Source organism: Shimia thalassica, assembly GCF_001458215.1.
In the GTDB taxonomy this organism is placed as follows: domain Bacteria; phylum Pseudomonadota; class Alphaproteobacteria; order Rhodobacterales; family Rhodobacteraceae; genus Shimia; species Shimia thalassica.
Genome location: NZ_CYTW01000001.1, coordinates 94335 through 109493, shown reverse-complemented (window position 1 = coordinate 109493; position 15159 = coordinate 94335). Strand labels below are relative to the sequence as shown.

14 protein-coding genes are annotated in these 15159 nt (G+C 55.4%); 4 read left to right on the top strand and 10 right to left on the bottom strand.

The genetic code is table 11. From position 1 onward, the window contains the following. Window positions 1-39 precede the first annotated feature (39 nt). The 3 genes from PH7735_RS00435 to PH7735_RS00425 all read right to left on the bottom strand — a co-directional run bounded on the left by PH7735_RS00435 (window position 40) and on the right by PH7735_RS00425 (window position 5710). Window positions 40-3003 carry a DNA translocase FtsK gene (locus PH7735_RS00435; protein ID WP_058309377.1) on the bottom strand — a complete coding sequence of 988 codons (2964 nt, stop codon included), beginning with the start codon at window positions 3001-3003 and terminating at the stop codon, window positions 40-42. 15 nt (window positions 3004-3018) lie between these two features. Continuing rightward, window positions 3019-4194 carry an aminotransferase class I/II-fold pyridoxal phosphate-dependent enzyme gene (locus PH7735_RS00430; protein WP_058309376.1) on the bottom strand — a complete coding sequence of 392 codons (1176 nt, stop codon included), beginning with the start codon at window positions 4192-4194 and terminating at the stop codon, window positions 3019-3021. Between the two features lie 184 nt (window positions 4195-4378). Further along, window positions 4379-5710 carry an amidase gene (locus tag PH7735_RS00425; RefSeq protein ID WP_058309375.1) on the bottom strand — a complete coding sequence of 444 codons (1332 nt, stop codon included), beginning with the start codon at window positions 5708-5710 and terminating at the stop codon, window positions 4379-4381. Between the two features lie 86 nt (window positions 5711-5796). Between PH7735_RS00425 and PH7735_RS00420 the strand changes: the two genes are divergently transcribed. After that, complete coding sequence (locus tag PH7735_RS00420) at window positions 5797-7011, top strand: UbiH/UbiF/VisC/COQ6 family ubiquinone biosynthesis hydroxylase (protein ID WP_058309374.1); 1215 nt, start codon at window positions 5797-5799, stop codon at window positions 7009-7011. A gap of 60 nt (window positions 7012-7071) precedes the next feature. Here PH7735_RS00420 and PH7735_RS00415 read toward each other — a convergent pair whose 3' ends face one another. The 4 genes from PH7735_RS00415 to PH7735_RS00400 form a co-directional block, all read right to left on the bottom strand. Next, window positions 7072-7257, bottom strand: coding sequence for a Trm112 family protein (locus PH7735_RS00415; protein WP_058309373.1), 186 nt, complete (start codon window positions 7255-7257; stop codon window positions 7072-7074). Then, the gene (locus tag PH7735_RS00410) at window positions 7254-7898 is read right to left on the bottom strand and encodes an LON peptidase substrate-binding domain-containing protein (protein ID WP_058309372.1); all 645 of its coding nucleotides are present in this window, start codon (window positions 7896-7898) and stop codon (window positions 7254-7256) included. Before PH7735_RS00410 ends, PH7735_RS00415 begins: the two co-directional genes overlap by 4 nt. Window positions 7899-7924: 26 nt before the next feature. After that, entirely contained in the window at window positions 7925-8839 is a 915-nt protein-coding gene (locus tag PH7735_RS00405) for a thioredoxin family protein (protein WP_058309371.1), read from the bottom strand. 146 nt (window positions 8840-8985) lie between these two features. After that, window positions 8986-9774, bottom strand: a complete 789-nt coding sequence (locus PH7735_RS00400; protein ID WP_058309370.1) for an exodeoxyribonuclease III — start codon at window positions 9772-9774, stop codon at window positions 8986-8988. Between the two features lie 202 nt (window positions 9775-9976). Between PH7735_RS00400 and PH7735_RS00395 the strand changes: the two genes are divergently transcribed. Further along, on the top strand, window positions 9977-10606 hold the full coding sequence (locus PH7735_RS00395) for a glutathione S-transferase family protein (RefSeq protein WP_058309369.1): 630 nt from the start codon (window positions 9977-9979) through the stop codon (window positions 10604-10606). Window positions 10607-10792: 186 nt separating this feature from the next. Here the strand turns inward: PH7735_RS00395 and PH7735_RS00390 are convergent, their stop codons facing one another. After that, the gene (locus tag PH7735_RS00390) at window positions 10793-11479 is read right to left on the bottom strand and encodes a response regulator transcription factor (protein WP_058309368.1); all 687 of its coding nucleotides are present in this window, start codon (window positions 11477-11479) and stop codon (window positions 10793-10795) included. Between the two features lie 165 nt (window positions 11480-11644). Between PH7735_RS00390 and ribA the strand changes: the two genes are divergently transcribed. Both ribA and PH7735_RS00380 read left to right on the top strand, forming a co-directional pair. Next, window positions 11645-12736: a GTP cyclohydrolase II gene (gene ribA / locus PH7735_RS00385; protein ID WP_058309367.1), complete on the top strand. Its 1092-nt coding sequence runs from the start codon at window positions 11645-11647 to the stop codon at window positions 12734-12736. Next, on the top strand, window positions 12733-13227 hold the full coding sequence (locus PH7735_RS00380) for a L,D-transpeptidase family protein (RefSeq protein WP_058309366.1): 495 nt from the start codon (window positions 12733-12735) through the stop codon (window positions 13225-13227). The genes ribA and PH7735_RS00380 overlap by 4 nt, the downstream gene beginning before the upstream one ends. A 47-nt stretch (window positions 13228-13274) precedes the next feature. On the opposite strand, the gene PH7735_RS00375 is transcribed toward PH7735_RS00380, so the two are convergent. Further along, window positions 13275-13928, bottom strand: coding sequence for a YggS family pyridoxal phosphate-dependent enzyme (locus PH7735_RS00375; protein WP_058309365.1), 654 nt, complete (start codon window positions 13926-13928; stop codon window positions 13275-13277). A 113-nt stretch (window positions 13929-14041) separates the two neighbouring features. Next, window positions 14042-14953, bottom strand: coding sequence for a porin (locus tag PH7735_RS00370; RefSeq protein ID WP_058309364.1), 912 nt, complete (start codon window positions 14951-14953; stop codon window positions 14042-14044). Window positions 14954-15159 lie beyond the last annotated feature (206 nt).

Here is a 15159-nt window from a genome sequence, read left to right as displayed (position 1 = left end):
GATTTGCACCCCGGCGGCTTCACGAAATTGTGGATCGGCTTATTGTTGCTCGGGCACAAGGATTTCGCGCTTGCCGACGTGGTTTGCCGGACTGACCAGCCCTTCGTCTTCCATTTGCTCAACAAGCCGTGCTGCCTTGTTATACCCGATTGCCAGTTTCCGCTGGATGTAAGAGGTCGAACATTTGCGGTCCTTGATCACAATGGCCACAGCCGTGTCATACAGCGCGTTTTCTCCGTCGGTGTTTCCACCAAGACCCAGAACCGCATCGATATTGTCGGCTCTGTCGTCTTCGGGGCCTTCGACAACACCACCAATGTATTCCGGTGGGCCAAAGCTTTTCAGATGGTTGACGATTTCTTCGACTTCTTCATCGCTCACAAACGGGCCGTGGCACCGGGTGATCTTTGCCCCGCCAGCCATATAGAGCATGTCACCCATGCCCAGAAGCTGTTCTGCACCCATTTCACCAAGGATCGTACGACTGTCGATTTTCGAGGTCACCTGGAACGAAATCCGCGTTGGGAAGTTGGCCTTGATCGTCCCTGTGATGACGTCAACCGATGGACGCTGCGTTGCCATGATCAGGTGAATGCCCGAGGCCCGCGCCATCTGAGCAAGACGCTGAATACAGGCTTCAATCTCTTTGCCAGCCACCATCATAAGGTCTGCCATCTCGTCGACGATCACAACGATATAGGGCATTTTTTCCGGTGCGAATTCTTCGGTTTCGAACACGGGTTCGCCGGTATCATCGTCAAAACCGGTTTGCACCGTGCGGCTGAACAACTCGCCACGCGACAGGGCATCATTCACGCGGCTGTTATAGCCGTCGATGTTTCGCACGCCCATTTTCGACATCTTGCGATAGCGTTCTTCCATTTCGCCCACGACCCACTTGAGCGCGACAACCGCTTTTTTCGGGTCAGTCACAACAGGCGACAACAGATGCGGAATGCCGTCATAGACGCTCAGTTCAAGCATCTTGGGGTCAATCATGATCATGCGGCATTCTTCTGGCGTCAGGCGATACAGCAAAGACAGGATCATTGTGTTGATCGCCACGGATTTACCGGAACCCGTTGTACCCGCGATCAGCAAGTGAGGCATCTTGGCAAGGTTCGCGACAATCGCATCGCCGCCGATGTCTTTCCCTAGCGCAAGCGGGAGCTTCATGTTCGTGTCGCCAAAATCCCGGGCCGAAAGAATTTCGCTCAGCACCACCTTTTCACGGTTTTCATTTGGCAGTTCGATGCCGATCACGCTGCGACCGGGCACCGTGGACACACGGGCGGAAAGCGCAGACATAGAGCGCGCAATATCGTCAGCAAGACCGATAACGCGGCTGGCCTTGAGGCCTGGCGCAGGCTCGAGTTCGTACATGGTGACAACCGGACCCGGACGCACCGAAACGATTTCACCCTTCACGCCATAGTCATCCAGCACGGTTTCCAGCATGCGGGCGTTTTCTTCCAGCGCTTCATCACTCAGATGATGTCGCTGAATTTCCATCGGATTGGCCAACAGGCTCAGAGGAGGCAGCTCATAAGCGACCGCATTCTCTTCAAACGCCAGCGAAGGCTGAGCCTCGGCTTTTGCACGAGTCGAGGGTTGTACCGGCTTGATCGTGCGTGGCTGAACAACTTTGCGCGGCTCTGCCACGGGAATCGTTGGGGCGGCTTCAACGGGTGTCGGAGTCGCAACCTGTCTCAACTGAAGCGGTTCAACGTTGTCCATTTCTTGAAGGCTTGGTGCATCCTCGACCATTGGCGCCTCGTCGAACGCAGAGATGTCTTCCACCATCGGGGCCGATTCGACGGACGGCGCGGCATAGTGATATTCGCGCGTTGCGGTCAGCGGTGGCTCGGGCGGCAATTCGCCATGTGGGATCGGATCCAGAAGCAATGGATCGGGGCGTCGACCTCGGCCTTTGGTCAGTGGTGCAATTTCTTCAATCAGCGGCTCTGCCAATGCGGGATCTTCAAATTCGGGTTCTTGTGCAGAACGCGCACGGATGACGTCTGCAATTTTGGCCCGAATGCGATCGTCACCCGGCATTTCGTCAAAATCTGCCAAAGGCTGCATCTCGACAAGTTCGGGCTCTGGCAATTCCGGTTCGACAGGAGCAGGCGCACGCTTGATCAACCCCGGCACACGGGCAAGCAAGCCGGTTTTGGCAACTTCCGTTGCAGGTTCGGGCGAGGCATAGGTTTCAACCTCGTCAATCAGAATATCGGTTTCATCAGCGGCATAGGCATAACCCGCGGCGGCGGCTGCTTCGACTTGGGCCTCTGCCTGCGCTTTGCGCTCAATACGACGCTCTTTAGCATTATGTGCAGCAGCGGCGGCTCCGTTAACACCGCGCCCCAGCAAGTTCATCAAAGACGCATAGCTCAGGATGATGCCGACAACCAGAAAACGCCCAACCAGTCGCAATTCAGGTTTCGTCGCGCCCAACACGAACAAAGACAAGAGAACAAGCGCAACACCCGCGAGGAAGGACATCGCCTTGACGCCAAAGGTCGTTCCGACAGGCAGGATATTCAGCAACGCCCCCAAAATGGTGTCACCAAACAATCCACCCAGCCCAAAGCTGTGTGTCCAGCTGGAAGAAGGCACCAAAGTCGCCGCATAGATTGCGGCCAAAGCAAGCATAATCGGAGCAAAGCTCAATCGTGAAAGGGCGCGGTCTTCACCGACGTGCAAGGTAAACCGCAGGCCCCAAGCCAAAAGAATAAGCGGAATGCCCCAGCTGCCCCAGCCGACGATCATGAACAAAGGCGCAGCGATTGACGCTCCGAAACGGCCCATCCAGTTTTCAATCGGGGCATCTGTAGCGGAAATCCAGCTTGGATCACTCGGGGTATAAGATGCGATCATCGCGGCAGTCATACAGCCAAGAACGATCAGCGCGATACCAATCAGTTCTTTACCCCGTTTTTCGATCGCGGCCTGCATATTGCTATCCAAAAGCGGATCACGTCCGCGCGCCTGATATGCCATTCCTCGTACCCTCTTTTATCCGTAAAGGCAGTCACGCAGCGTCAATAGCGCCGACCGCACCTCGGTTTTTGGGGCCACCAAAGCGACCCGAATATAGTTTTTGCCGGGGTTTCCGGTTTCTGTGTCTCGGCTGAGATAGGCTCCGGGCAACACCCGCACCCCTGCATCTTGCCAAAGTTTCAAAGCTGCGGCTTCGCCGTCTTCGACTGGCAACCACAGGAAAAATCCACCTTCCGGACTGCTATAGCCCGGCACATCGCCCAAAACCTCGTCAGCAATTGCAAATTTCTCGGCATAGAGACGGCGGTTTTCTTCGACATGTGTCTCATCTGCCCAGACTTTTGCAGCCGCCATTTGAAGAGGCAGCGGCAACGGCGCACCAGAGTAGGCCCGCAACTGACGAATTCGGCGCATAGATTCAGGGCCACCCGCAACAAAGCCGGACCGCAATCCAGGAAGGTTGCTGCGCTTGGACAGCGAATGGAACACCAGTACGCGCTCGGGGTCGATGCCCATTTCGGCCGCAACCTCGAGCGCACCCACTGGCGGTGTGGATCGGTAAATCTCAGAGTAACATTCATCCGCAAAGACGCGGAAATCATACTTTTCAGCAAGCCCGAGAAGGGTCTTCCAATAGGCGCGGCTGGCGACGGCCCCCTGTGGATTGGCCGGCGAGCAAATATAGGCAATCGCCGTGCGTTTCAGCACATCTTCATCAAGTGCGGAGTAGTCAGGAAGGAACCCGTTTTCCTTCACTGCATTGACAAAAACCGGTTCTGCGCCGACGGCAATCGCGGCAACCGCGTAGACCTGATAAAACGGGTTCGGCGTTAAAACGACCGGCTTTTCTCCGTTTTTGGTTTCGGGGCAAAGCGCCATCGCGGCATTGTACAGCCCTTCCCGCGTGCCATTCAAAGCCATCAAGCGATCTGGCTGGATATCGACACCATACCTGCGCCCAAGCCAACCCGAAATCGCCTCAAGCAGTTCAGGCGCACCGTCATTGGGCGGATATTTGTTAAACCCATAGGAGTGTTCGGAAATAACATCCGTCACCCAAGCCGGAAACGCATGTTTCGGCTCGCCAATGGTCATGTGCACAACATCACCGCCGGGCTGATGGTGGTCCAACAGCGCCCGTAAACGCGGAAACGCATATGCCGGAAGGTTCGAAAACCGCTCGGGAAACATATTCAACTGCCTCAAGGTTCGGGATCATTAACGCCCCGTTTCCCCCAAAGTACCGAAGCAGGCCTGTTTCGTCCAGAAAAATGCCGCCCTTTCCGCCGGTTGTGGCTTTTGGGCCAACCCTCGGATTTGTCGAGGCAAAATCAATGGAGTTTGGGGGGCAACGCCCCCTGCCCCACCGCCAGAACTATGCTTTCAAGGCAGTCTCAACAGCAAAAGCTGTCCGCAAAAGACGCTCTTCCTGCATCGGCGCACCCAACATCATCAATCCGCAGCTTGGTACATCCGTTGGAAGTGACATCGCACACACGCCCATTAAATTGCCGATACGTGTGTTGCGCAGCGCCAAAAGATTCTCGACTACATAATAATCCTGATCTGTCATCAGACGTTCTGCATCCGGCGGAAGAATCGGAGACGTCGGTAAAAGAACGGCATCATATCCGGCCACACGGGCATCCCAGATTTCGCGCAAGCGGTTCAGGGCGTGCCATGCCGCAACATAAGACGGGCCGTCAAAGGATGCGCCTATGCGGAACCTTTCCAGAATCTGGTCGAACATTTTCTCGGGATGCGCCTCGATCACGTCGCGCCATGTTCCATAAGCCTCGGCGGTGAACAGGGGGCCAGACAGCGCAAGTGCGTCTTCAACTTCGGGTGCGGCGATCGTGTCGACCTCGGCACCCAGATGTCGGAGACGATCGACCGCACTGTTGAAACCTGCCAGCGGCGCCTCACGGATATCGTCAAAGGCGGCCGTTTCCAAAACGGCAAACCGTTTTCCCTGTAAGCCTGCGCCACGCAGGTCAATGGGGCGGTCACCCTCAAGCACAGCCAGAAACAGCGCGGCATCTTCTACGGTTCTGCACAGCGGCCCCACCGTGTCGAATTTCTCACACAGCGCCACGACACCTTTGGCAGATACGCGGCCAGACGTGGTTTTCAGGCCAACAAGATCGTTCCAGGCGGACGGAATACGCACTGATCCCCCCGTGTCCGAGCCCATACCGGCAGCCGCCAAGCCAAAGGCTACGGACGCCGCGGCCCCCGAAGACGACCCACCGGGCACAGCTTTCGGATCATTGATACATGGCGGCGTTTCGGTCATCGGGTTCAAACCCAAACCTGAAAACGCCAATTCGGACATATGGGTTTTGCCCAAACAAACCAACCCCAGAGCCGTCGCGTTGCGCACCACTTCGGCATCATGTGTGGGCACCCGCCCTTCAAGCAATTTTGAGCCCGCTTCAGTCACAATGCCCGCCGTATCAAACAGGTCTTTCCAACTGATTGGCACGCCATCCAGCAAAGACAGACGGTGCCCTGCCCGCGCGCGTTCTGCGGCGGCTTCGGCCTCGGCCAATGCGCGGTCATGCGTCACAACGGAATAGATGCGATCACGCGCATCATGGCTGTCGATCGCCCCAAGGAACGCTTTCGTCAACGCAACCGGATCAATCGCGCCATCCTGAATGCCACGCCCCAATTGTGCGGCACTCATCACAAGCCAGTCAAACATGCGGTTCCCCTCAAAAACTTTTTCACTTCGACGGTAGCGGCCTTGCGACTCATGGACAATCCTGTTTCGCCGCGCATATTGAGGGCATGGACTTTGACACAGATATTCTGATCGCAGGCGGCGGGCTTAACGGTCCTGCTTTGGCTCTTGGACTGGCGCAGGCCGGGTTTGATGTCACAATCGTTGACAATCGACCAACCCTGGCACGCGCAGACGACAACTTTGACGGACGCGGTTATGCTCTGGCGGTTGCATCAAAGCGTCTTTTGACGGCAATCGGCGTTTGGGATGACATTGCTGGCAATGCGCAACCAATGAATGACATCAAGGTGACCGACGGGCGCGCAGGTGAAGGTCCATCGCCGTTCTTTTTGCATTTCGACCACACCGAAATCGAAGAAGGCCCGGTTGGGTTTATGCTTGAAGACAGGTTTCTGTATCGCGCCTTTATGGATGCGCTTGGAAAAGAAAAGCGTATCACGCAGATTTCACAAGACAGCGTTATCGATCAGGCCCCCGATGCGACGGGCGTTACAGTGAGCCTTGCCTCGGGTCGCACGCTTCGGGCGCGTTTGTTGGTTGGCTGTGACGGACGTCAAAGCGGCGTCGCCCAGCGTGCGGGAATCAAACGCACCGGTTGGGGATATGGTCAAACGGCACTGGTCTGCGCCATTGCACATGAAAAACCGCACCACGGCATCGCGCATCAGTTCTTTATGCCCCCCGGCCCACTGGCCATCTTACCCCTGCCCGGCAACATGTGCTCAATCGTGTGGAGCGAAACAGACGAAAACGCCGCCGAAATTCAGGCCCTGTCGGATGAAGACTATATGGCGGTACTGCAGCCGCGTTTCGGCGACTTTCTTGGGAAAATCGAACTGGCCGGCGCGCGGTTCACATATCCATTGAACCTGACCGTCGCGAATGAGTTTGTTGCCGATCACGTCGCCCTGGTCGGGGACGCAGCCCACGGGATGCATCCGATTGCCGGTCAGGGCCTCAATGCGGGCCTGCGCGATGTCGCAGCACTTGTCGAGATCCTGCAAGACGCCAAACAGCGCGGAGAAGACTTATCAACAATCAACGCTCTTGAACGGTATCAGGAATGGCGGCGCTTTGACACGCATGCACTTATCGCGGCGACAGATCTGACCAACAAGCTGTTTTCAAACGACAATCCGCTTCTTCGGCTTGGCCGTGACATCGGTATGGGGCTTGTAAATGCCTCTCCTGCGCTGCGTCGGACCTTTATGAGAGAAGCCGCCGGTCTGAACGGAGAGCTTCCAAAGCTTATGCGCTGATCGCACCCGTTTCGTTGTCGATCAGGCGTGTTCGCACGCATAAAGTGCGTCGCTTGAGCTCTAGTCCAGCGCGCGCGCTTCGTCGATCAACATGACCGGAATACCGTTGCGGATCGGGAATGCCAAATTGGCAGCCGTCGATACCAACTCTTGTTTTTCGGCATCGTATTTCAATGTCGTGTGCGATTGCGGACAGATCAACGATTCAAGCATACGACGGTCAAATGGCTGGGATGTCTCGGTCATTGCAACAGGTCCTCTCCGGCGCCGCCACGCAGCGCAAATTCAATCAATGTGATCAGCGTCTCTCTTCGGGTCGCCAACGATGGCGCCTCGAGCAAGGCTTGCTTGTCCTCATACGGGAATTCCAAAAGCATCGACAGTGAATTGATCAACAGTTCGTCGTCTGCGTCTTGCAAAGTTTGCCAATCGGTCGACAGGTCGCGTGACGAAAAATAGCGCGACAGCAAATCCATAAAGGCCTCGCGGTTAAATTCACGATCCTGCTCTTCCGGCCCAAGGTCGCGTGCGAACCCGTCCCAGTTGACCTCGCATCGCCGATAAGACTGAAACCCGTCCATTTCTTTGACAATGCGAAAGCGCGATGTGCCTGTCAGCGTGATCAGGTATCGATGGTCTTCTGTTTCCGAAAACTGCGTCACACGGCCAGCGCATCCGATCATTTGCAACCCCGTGCCATCACGTCCAGGCACCTTGTTGGGTTGCACCATACCGATCAGGCGACCTGGTGTTTTTAACGCATCATCCAGCATCGCAAGGTAACGCGGCTCAAAAATGTGCAAAGGCAATCTAGAGCGTGGCAATAGCAACGCTCCAGGTAACGGGAAAACGGCGAGCGTGTCCGGAAGATCGGCGGGATTAAACATACCCAAATTCTAGCGCGGAACAGGGATCAGGCAAATATTAACGAGCTCAATTTGCGACGCCCGTTCAAAACCACCGGATCATTTGCAGGCAAAGCGTCGAAGATTGTAAACAATTGCGTTTTGGCGGCACCGTCGTTCCATTCCCGATCCAGTCGGAACAAGTTCAACAATTCTGTCACGGCCCCTTCTGCATCGCCTGAGGCATGCAGCGCCTGCGCCAGATCCAAACGCGCCTGATAGTCATCAGGGTTTGCCTCGACGGCGGCGCGCAGCTCGGCCACAGGTCCGGCTGTTTCGGCCTGACGGGCCAGTTCCAGCTGCGCACGCGCGGCTTCGACTTCTGGCGCGTCCATCATGTCTTCGGGCGTTTGTTGCAGGATCGCTTCGGCCTGATCCAGTGCTTCCATTGCGATGTTTGCCCGCACCAGCCCCCCAAAGGCCGCCGCCAATGTCTGATCCTGCTCCAGAATTGCCGCGAAGGTTTCTCCGGCACCTTGAGCATCACCCGCTTCCAGCATTTCTTCGGCCGCGGCAATGGCATCATCCAGCCCGCCGTCCATTTCACCGCCAGATGTTTCGACAACACGCTTTACGAATTCTTCGATTTCGCTCGGTGGAACTGCGCCCTGAAACCCGTCAATCGGCTGTCCCTGCCAGAAGGCATAAACAGTCGGGATCGATTGGACCCGCAACTGGCCAGCGATCATCTGGTTTTCGTCGACATTGACCTTGGCCATTTTCACAGCACCACCCGCCGCAGTAACCGCAGCCTCGAGAGCAGGCCCAAGGGTTTTGCAGGGGCCACACCAAGGCGCCCAAAAATCTACAATAACCGGTACGGTCTGAGAGGCTTCAACGACCTCTTGCATAAACGTCGCTTCTGTAACGTCCTTGATCAGATCGCCTGCTGGCGCTGCGCTGCCTTGTCCAAGTTCGAGCATGGGTGTGGTTCCCTAAGAAGAAATTCGGTGTCTTCGCCTAGATGGCGTATGGGTCGCCCCTGTGCAAGGGGCAAGACCCTCTGATGCGCGCCCGACACTGAACCGATGCCGGTTCTGCGGCGTGCCGGATCAGGCGCCCATTTGTTTCAGATATCGAATGCCGCAAAAACCGGTGCGTGGTCGCTGGGCTTTTCCCAGCCCCGCGCATCGCGCAAAACACGGCTTTTGTGGCCGGCACTTGAAATATCCGAAGTGGCCCAAACATGGTCCAGACGACGACCTTTGTCAGCGGCATCCCAGTCGCGCGCGCGGTAACTCCACCAGCTATAGAGCAGTCCTTCGGGGATATCCTGACGGGTGATATCGACCCAGTTGCCCGAGTCCTGCGTTTCGGCAAGATGTTCCACCTCGATCGGTGTGTGACTCACAATCTTCAAAAGCTTTTTGTGGTCCCACACATCATCTTCCCGTGGCGCGATATTCAGATCGCCGACCAAAATGGACTTTTCGGGTTTGTTCGCATGGAACCAATCCCGCATCTCGGTCAGGTAATCGAGTTTTTGCCCGAATTTTTCGTTGATTTCACGATCGGGTTTGTCGCCACCTGCGGGAACATAAAAGTTGTGAATGGTCACACCATTCTCGAGCTGTCCGGCGATGTGGCGCGCGTGACCGAGGCTGGCAAAATCTTCACTGCCTGCCTCAACCATCGGAATCTTCGAAAGGATCGCCACACCGTTGTAGCCCTTCTGCCCACGCGCCACCATGTGCGTGTATCCCAGCGCCTGAAAGCCTTCTGTCGGAATCTTGTCGACGGGGCTTTTGCATTCTTGCAGACACAGAACGTCCGGCGCTTCTTCTTCAAGCAGTTTCAACACGATAGGCTCGCGTAAACGTACCGAATTGATGTTCCAGGTGGCGATCGTAAAAGACATGTGCGCGCTCCATAGACGACGTTTCGACGCGACCTTATCCGCTCTCTTGCGCAGATGCTATCGGCAATGGCGTTGTCTTTGCTTCGCGACAAAACCGCAATTTAGCTTCTTCGGACACCGCCTCTTCAAACGTCGTAACGGCACTCTCGACAAACGGGGCATCGCCGGTGACACTTCTCTCAACCAGAGGGAGCCCGAATTCATGATTTTCTACGACTGCAGCACCGCCCCAAGCCCAAGACGCGCCCGTATGTTCATTGCCGAAAAAGGTCTTGAGATTGAGACCCGTGAAATTTCGATGGTCAAAGGTGAACAATTGTCGCCAGAGTTTCTGGCCGTTAATCCCGGCGCAACCATTCCTGTTCTGGTCACGGACAGTGGCCAGATGTTGAATGAAAACATCGGTATTGCCGCGTACCTCGAAGCGATGTGTCCCGAGCCGCCTTTGATGGGCACCACGCCGGATGAAAAAGGCGCAATCCTGAACTGGAACGCCATTTCTGAATTTCAGGGCGGTCATTCCATTGCCGAAGCCCTGCGGAACGGCAACCCCCATATGAAAGGGCGCGCTCTGCCCGGACCGAATGATTTCGAACAAATTCCAGAACTGGCAAAACGCGGCATGCAACGTGTGCATTTGTATTTTGACAAGCTGAACACCCAGCTTGAAGGGCGCGAATTCGTTGCCAGCGACACGTTCTCGCTCGCGGATATCACAAGTTTTGTTTTTGTAGATTTCGCCCGTGTTCTGAAAGTGCGAGTCGAGGATACGCATCCGCATCTCAAACGCTGGTATGAAACGATCAAAGCGCGCCCCAGCGCACAGCTGTAATCCACCGTTGGACAAAAAAAGACCCGGAACAAGTCCGGGTCCAGTCCAACAGGGAGGTGCATATCGTAACCCGGATATGCGCGGGATCTGATGGATCGACCATAAAGATGCAGATCACATGCTTCTTTGATCCATATCAACAGATCTCGACTCAAGCTCAAAGCACTTTCGAGACCTGAACGAACCCTACGCTACCAGACGGTAGCCGCCGGATTCCGTGATCAGCAAGCGTGCATTGGATGGATCGGGCTCAATTTTCTGCCGCAGGCGATAGATGTGCGTTTCCAAAGTATGCGTTGTCACGCCTGCATTGTATCCCCACACCTCGTGAAGCAACACGTCGCGCGCCACTACACCATCCGTCGAACGATACAGAAACTTGAGAATGTTGGTTTCTTTCTCGGTCAGGCGAATTTTGCGATCTTCATCCGTGATCAACATCTTCATCGAAGGTTTGAACGTATATGGTCCAAGCTGGAAAACGGCATCTTCGGATTGTTCATGTTGGCGCAATTGCGCCCGCAGGCGAGCCAAAAGAACGGGGAATTTAAAGGGCTTGGTCACATAATCGTTCGCACCGGCATCCAGACCCAGAATGGTGTCTGCATCCGTGTCGTGACCGGTCAGCATAAGAACGGGACATTTGACGCCCTGTTTGCGCAGCAGACGACACAACTCGCGCCCATCGGTATCCGGAAGGCCCACATCAAGGATCATAAGATCATAAAGGCCCTCTTTGGCCTTCACCATGGCTTCGGCCCCGTTGCCGGCCTCGAACACATCGAAGTCTTCGGTCATCAGCAACTGCTCTGACAACGCCTCTCGCAGATCTTCGTCATCATCTACCAGCAAGATTTTTTTGAGCTGAGCCATTGGGGCCTCCTGTTTCGTCTTGTTATGTAGCAGATGTGGAGGCACTTCACGCTCTCGACAAGATATGCTGCAATTCTCTCACGGCCTCGTGTAAATCCACCGTCAATTGTTTCATATTGCTACAAAGGCCGCTACATCTGTGGCTTCGGCAAAGCAGAGGACATCATGAGCTTCGCACCTGATATTATTGAACGCCTTGCGCGTGCGCGTGCTGATTTGCGCATGGGCGTTCCGATTGTTCTGACTGGCAGTGGCAAGGCCGCTTTGGTGTTTTCTGCGGAAACTCTGAACGTTGATCGGCTTGCGGATATACAGTCTCTTGATGGGAAACCTGTCCTGACCATCACGGCGAGGCGCGCAGAAACGCTCAAGGCGCGCGCATATGACGGTGATGTTTCGCGTGTCGTTTTACCTGCGGATGTGTCTCTGGCGTGGATTCAAGGGATTGCAGACCCCGCCGACGATCTCAAATCTCCAATGAAAGGCCCCCTCTTGTCCGAGCGCGATGGCACAGCAGACTTGCACCGTGCCGCGATCAAAATCGCAAAATCCGCACAGCTTTTGCCGGCTGCAATCGTCGCCCCCCTGGAAGATGCCGCGCAATTTTCACTTGATAATGGGTTGACCGTCATTCCCGTCGACCTCGCATCTCCCCACCTGGCTGCGACAAGCCCGCTAAATTCGGTTGTGCATGCACGCCTTCCTATGTCTTTGGCCGAGGCCGGACGCCTGCACATTTTCCGCCCTGAAGATGGCGGCGAAGAGCATTATGCGATCGAGGTCGGGCGCCCCCCGCGCGACAAACCTGTTTTGGCGCGCCTTCATTCAGCCTGCTTCACGGGCGATGTACTTGGCAGCCTTAAGTGTGATTGCGGGCCGCAACTGCATGGGGCACTTGCACAGATGGGCTCCGAAGGCGCTGGCATCCTTTTGTATCTCAATCAGGAAGGTCGCGGCATTGGTCTTGCAAACAAGATGCGGGCCTATTCCCTGCAGGATCAAGGGTTTGATACTGTTGAGGCCAACCATAGGCTTGGCTTTGAAGATGACGAGCGTGATTTCAGGATCGGCTCTAACATTCTCAAGGAAATGGGGTTTTCCGCCGTGCGATTGTTGACGAACAATCCGCGCAAGATTGCCATGATGGAAAGCACCGGCATTGATGTGGCCGAACGGGTGCCTTTGAAGGTCGGGGAAAATGCCCACAACGCGGCGTACCTCGCAACCAAGGCCAACAAATCCGGACATCTGCTGTGAGTCCCTTTGACCTTGTTCTGACGCCGACAGGTGTGCGGTTTTGGGGTCGCAGGCTCCCTTGTACAATTGGCCGCGGCGGTCTGAGCGCCCACAAGCGCGAAGGCGACGGGGCAACACCGGTTGGCCAACATCGTATCGTCGGGCTTTTGTATCGGCCTGACCGGATGGCGCGCCCAACCCCGTGGGCACAACCGATCACCAAAGACGATCTTTGGTCAGACGCTAGCGGCGATGACGCCTACAACCAATGGGTGCGCGCGCCTTATCCGCACAGCCATGAAAACCTTCGACGCGCTGATCCGTTGTATGACCTCGTTCTGCTGACGAACTGGAACTGGCCCAATGCCCACGCCGGAAAAGGGTCGGCGATTTTTCTGCACCAATATCGGCGCAAAGGTTTTCCTACAGAAGGGTGTATTGCCTTTCGTCGGGATCACATGCGCTGGATAGCCGAACGCGCAAGCCCCGGCACAAAAGTCTTAATAGGCTGATATTTAATCACTTTATTCGCAAGAATATGGCGCACGCACCTCATGTATCACCCATAGTCGCGTGCCCCGAAAATGGCAGAACCGACACGCACGTGAGTTGCCCCCAAGGCAACCGCGCGTTCGAAATCTCCGCTCATACCCATCGAAAGACCCTCTACACCATTGCGCGCGGCGATTTTCGCCAACAAGGCAAAGTGCAAAGACGGCTCTTCTTCGACAGGGGGAATGCACATCAACCCAACCACAGGGAGATCAAGATCGCGACACGTTTGGATGAAAGCATCCGCGTCAGAGGGGAGAATTCCGGCTTTCTGCGGCTCTTCACCTGTGTTGACCTGAACAAACAGGTCAGGACAGTGTCCAAGTTCTTGCGCAAGACGGGCCAGAGTATTGGCCAATTTTGGACGGTCTACAGAATGGACTGCTTCAAAAAGCTCCATCGCTTGACGGGCTTTGTTTGTCTGAAGCGGACCAAGCAGATGGACAGAAACACCATCGAATTTCTCTCGGAAATCCGGCCACTTTCCGGCGGCTTCCTGAACTTTATTCTCGCCAAAAAGCCGGTGACCTTCGGATAACACCGATTCAACCCGTGCGTTGGGTTGTACCTTGGAAACTGCGATCAACTTGGTTGATCCTTGCTCGCGGCCTGCCGCAATCTCTGCTTTTTGAATGCGATCCGTAATTTCAGCAAGCGACATTTTCAGGCTCTCCTTGGTCTCGTCCAGTCAGGCGCACAGAACACTATCGTTGCACAAAAGAAAAGGGCAGGTCCGAAGACCTGCCCTCTCATTAGGTTGCTTCTTGTTCTAAATTAGAACGAGAAACGCAGACCCAGGTCGGCGCGAGTTGTGCCGGCCAGATCAGCTACACCACCTTCGATGAAGGTGCCGCCGCCGAGACGGTGTTGGAAGCCGATACCTGCATTGGTGTCGTCAACAGCTGGGTTGTTGTCTTGGTTTACGTAGCCACGGATGAATGTAGCCGAACCAACTTGGTAGTTGAATGCTACGCCGTACTTGTCGTCGTTTGCGCCGTTGTCTGCATACTGCAGAGCAGCGTCAAGGTTGCCCCACGAACCGCCGATGGTTACAGCAAAATCGGTGTCGCCAACGACGTCCGAAGATTGTGCACCAACTGCGAATGTGTAGTTACCCATGGTGTAAGAAACGGCACCAGCGATACGCTCGTTAGTGTCGGTCAGACCAGTGTTTTGGGTAGTTTGGTCAGGCGAGTAAGTCAGGTGAACGCCCCAGTTGCCCGACGAATAGATTACGTCGATACCTTGGCGACCAGTCGAACCCGAAGTGTACGCATCTGCACCGAAGTTATAAACAACGTTTGCATAGCCCAGACCGGTCAGACCGATCGAACCTGTGTACATGTTAGGCATGTTCTCGATGGCACCCAGAGTGTTACCAACCGAAACAGTGAATGGGCCTGTCGACACCCAGAAACGTGGGGTGTTGAAAGCGCCTGTGCGTGCGCTGTAGCCGTCAGCGTGCTCGTTAGCTTGGTAACGAACTTGTGCACCAAAAGTCAGACCGTTGTCCGATTCTGCAGTTGCAGTAACGATCAAGCGGAAGCGGCTTTCGATGGTTGTTTCGTTAGCTGCGCCTTCTTGATAGTAGATACCAAAACGGCCCAAGCCGCCGAAGGTGACGTCTGCGGCTGCAACACCGGCGGTTGCGACCAGAGCAGTCGTAGCGAAGAGAACTTTTTTCATAGTTTTTCCCTCGGTTTTCCAATTCATGCGCCCAAACCGGTCCATCCGGAAAGGGTATGCCGTAGTCTGTCGCTCTTTTCGGGGTCTCATTGCAAGCTTGGGCATCATAGCGATGCACAAAGTGGCAGGATATGGTGCAGGGATGCCACAGTTTGGCCATCCGCAAACCATCCCGCCCGAGCAAGACTTAGGGAAACAAGGGAAAT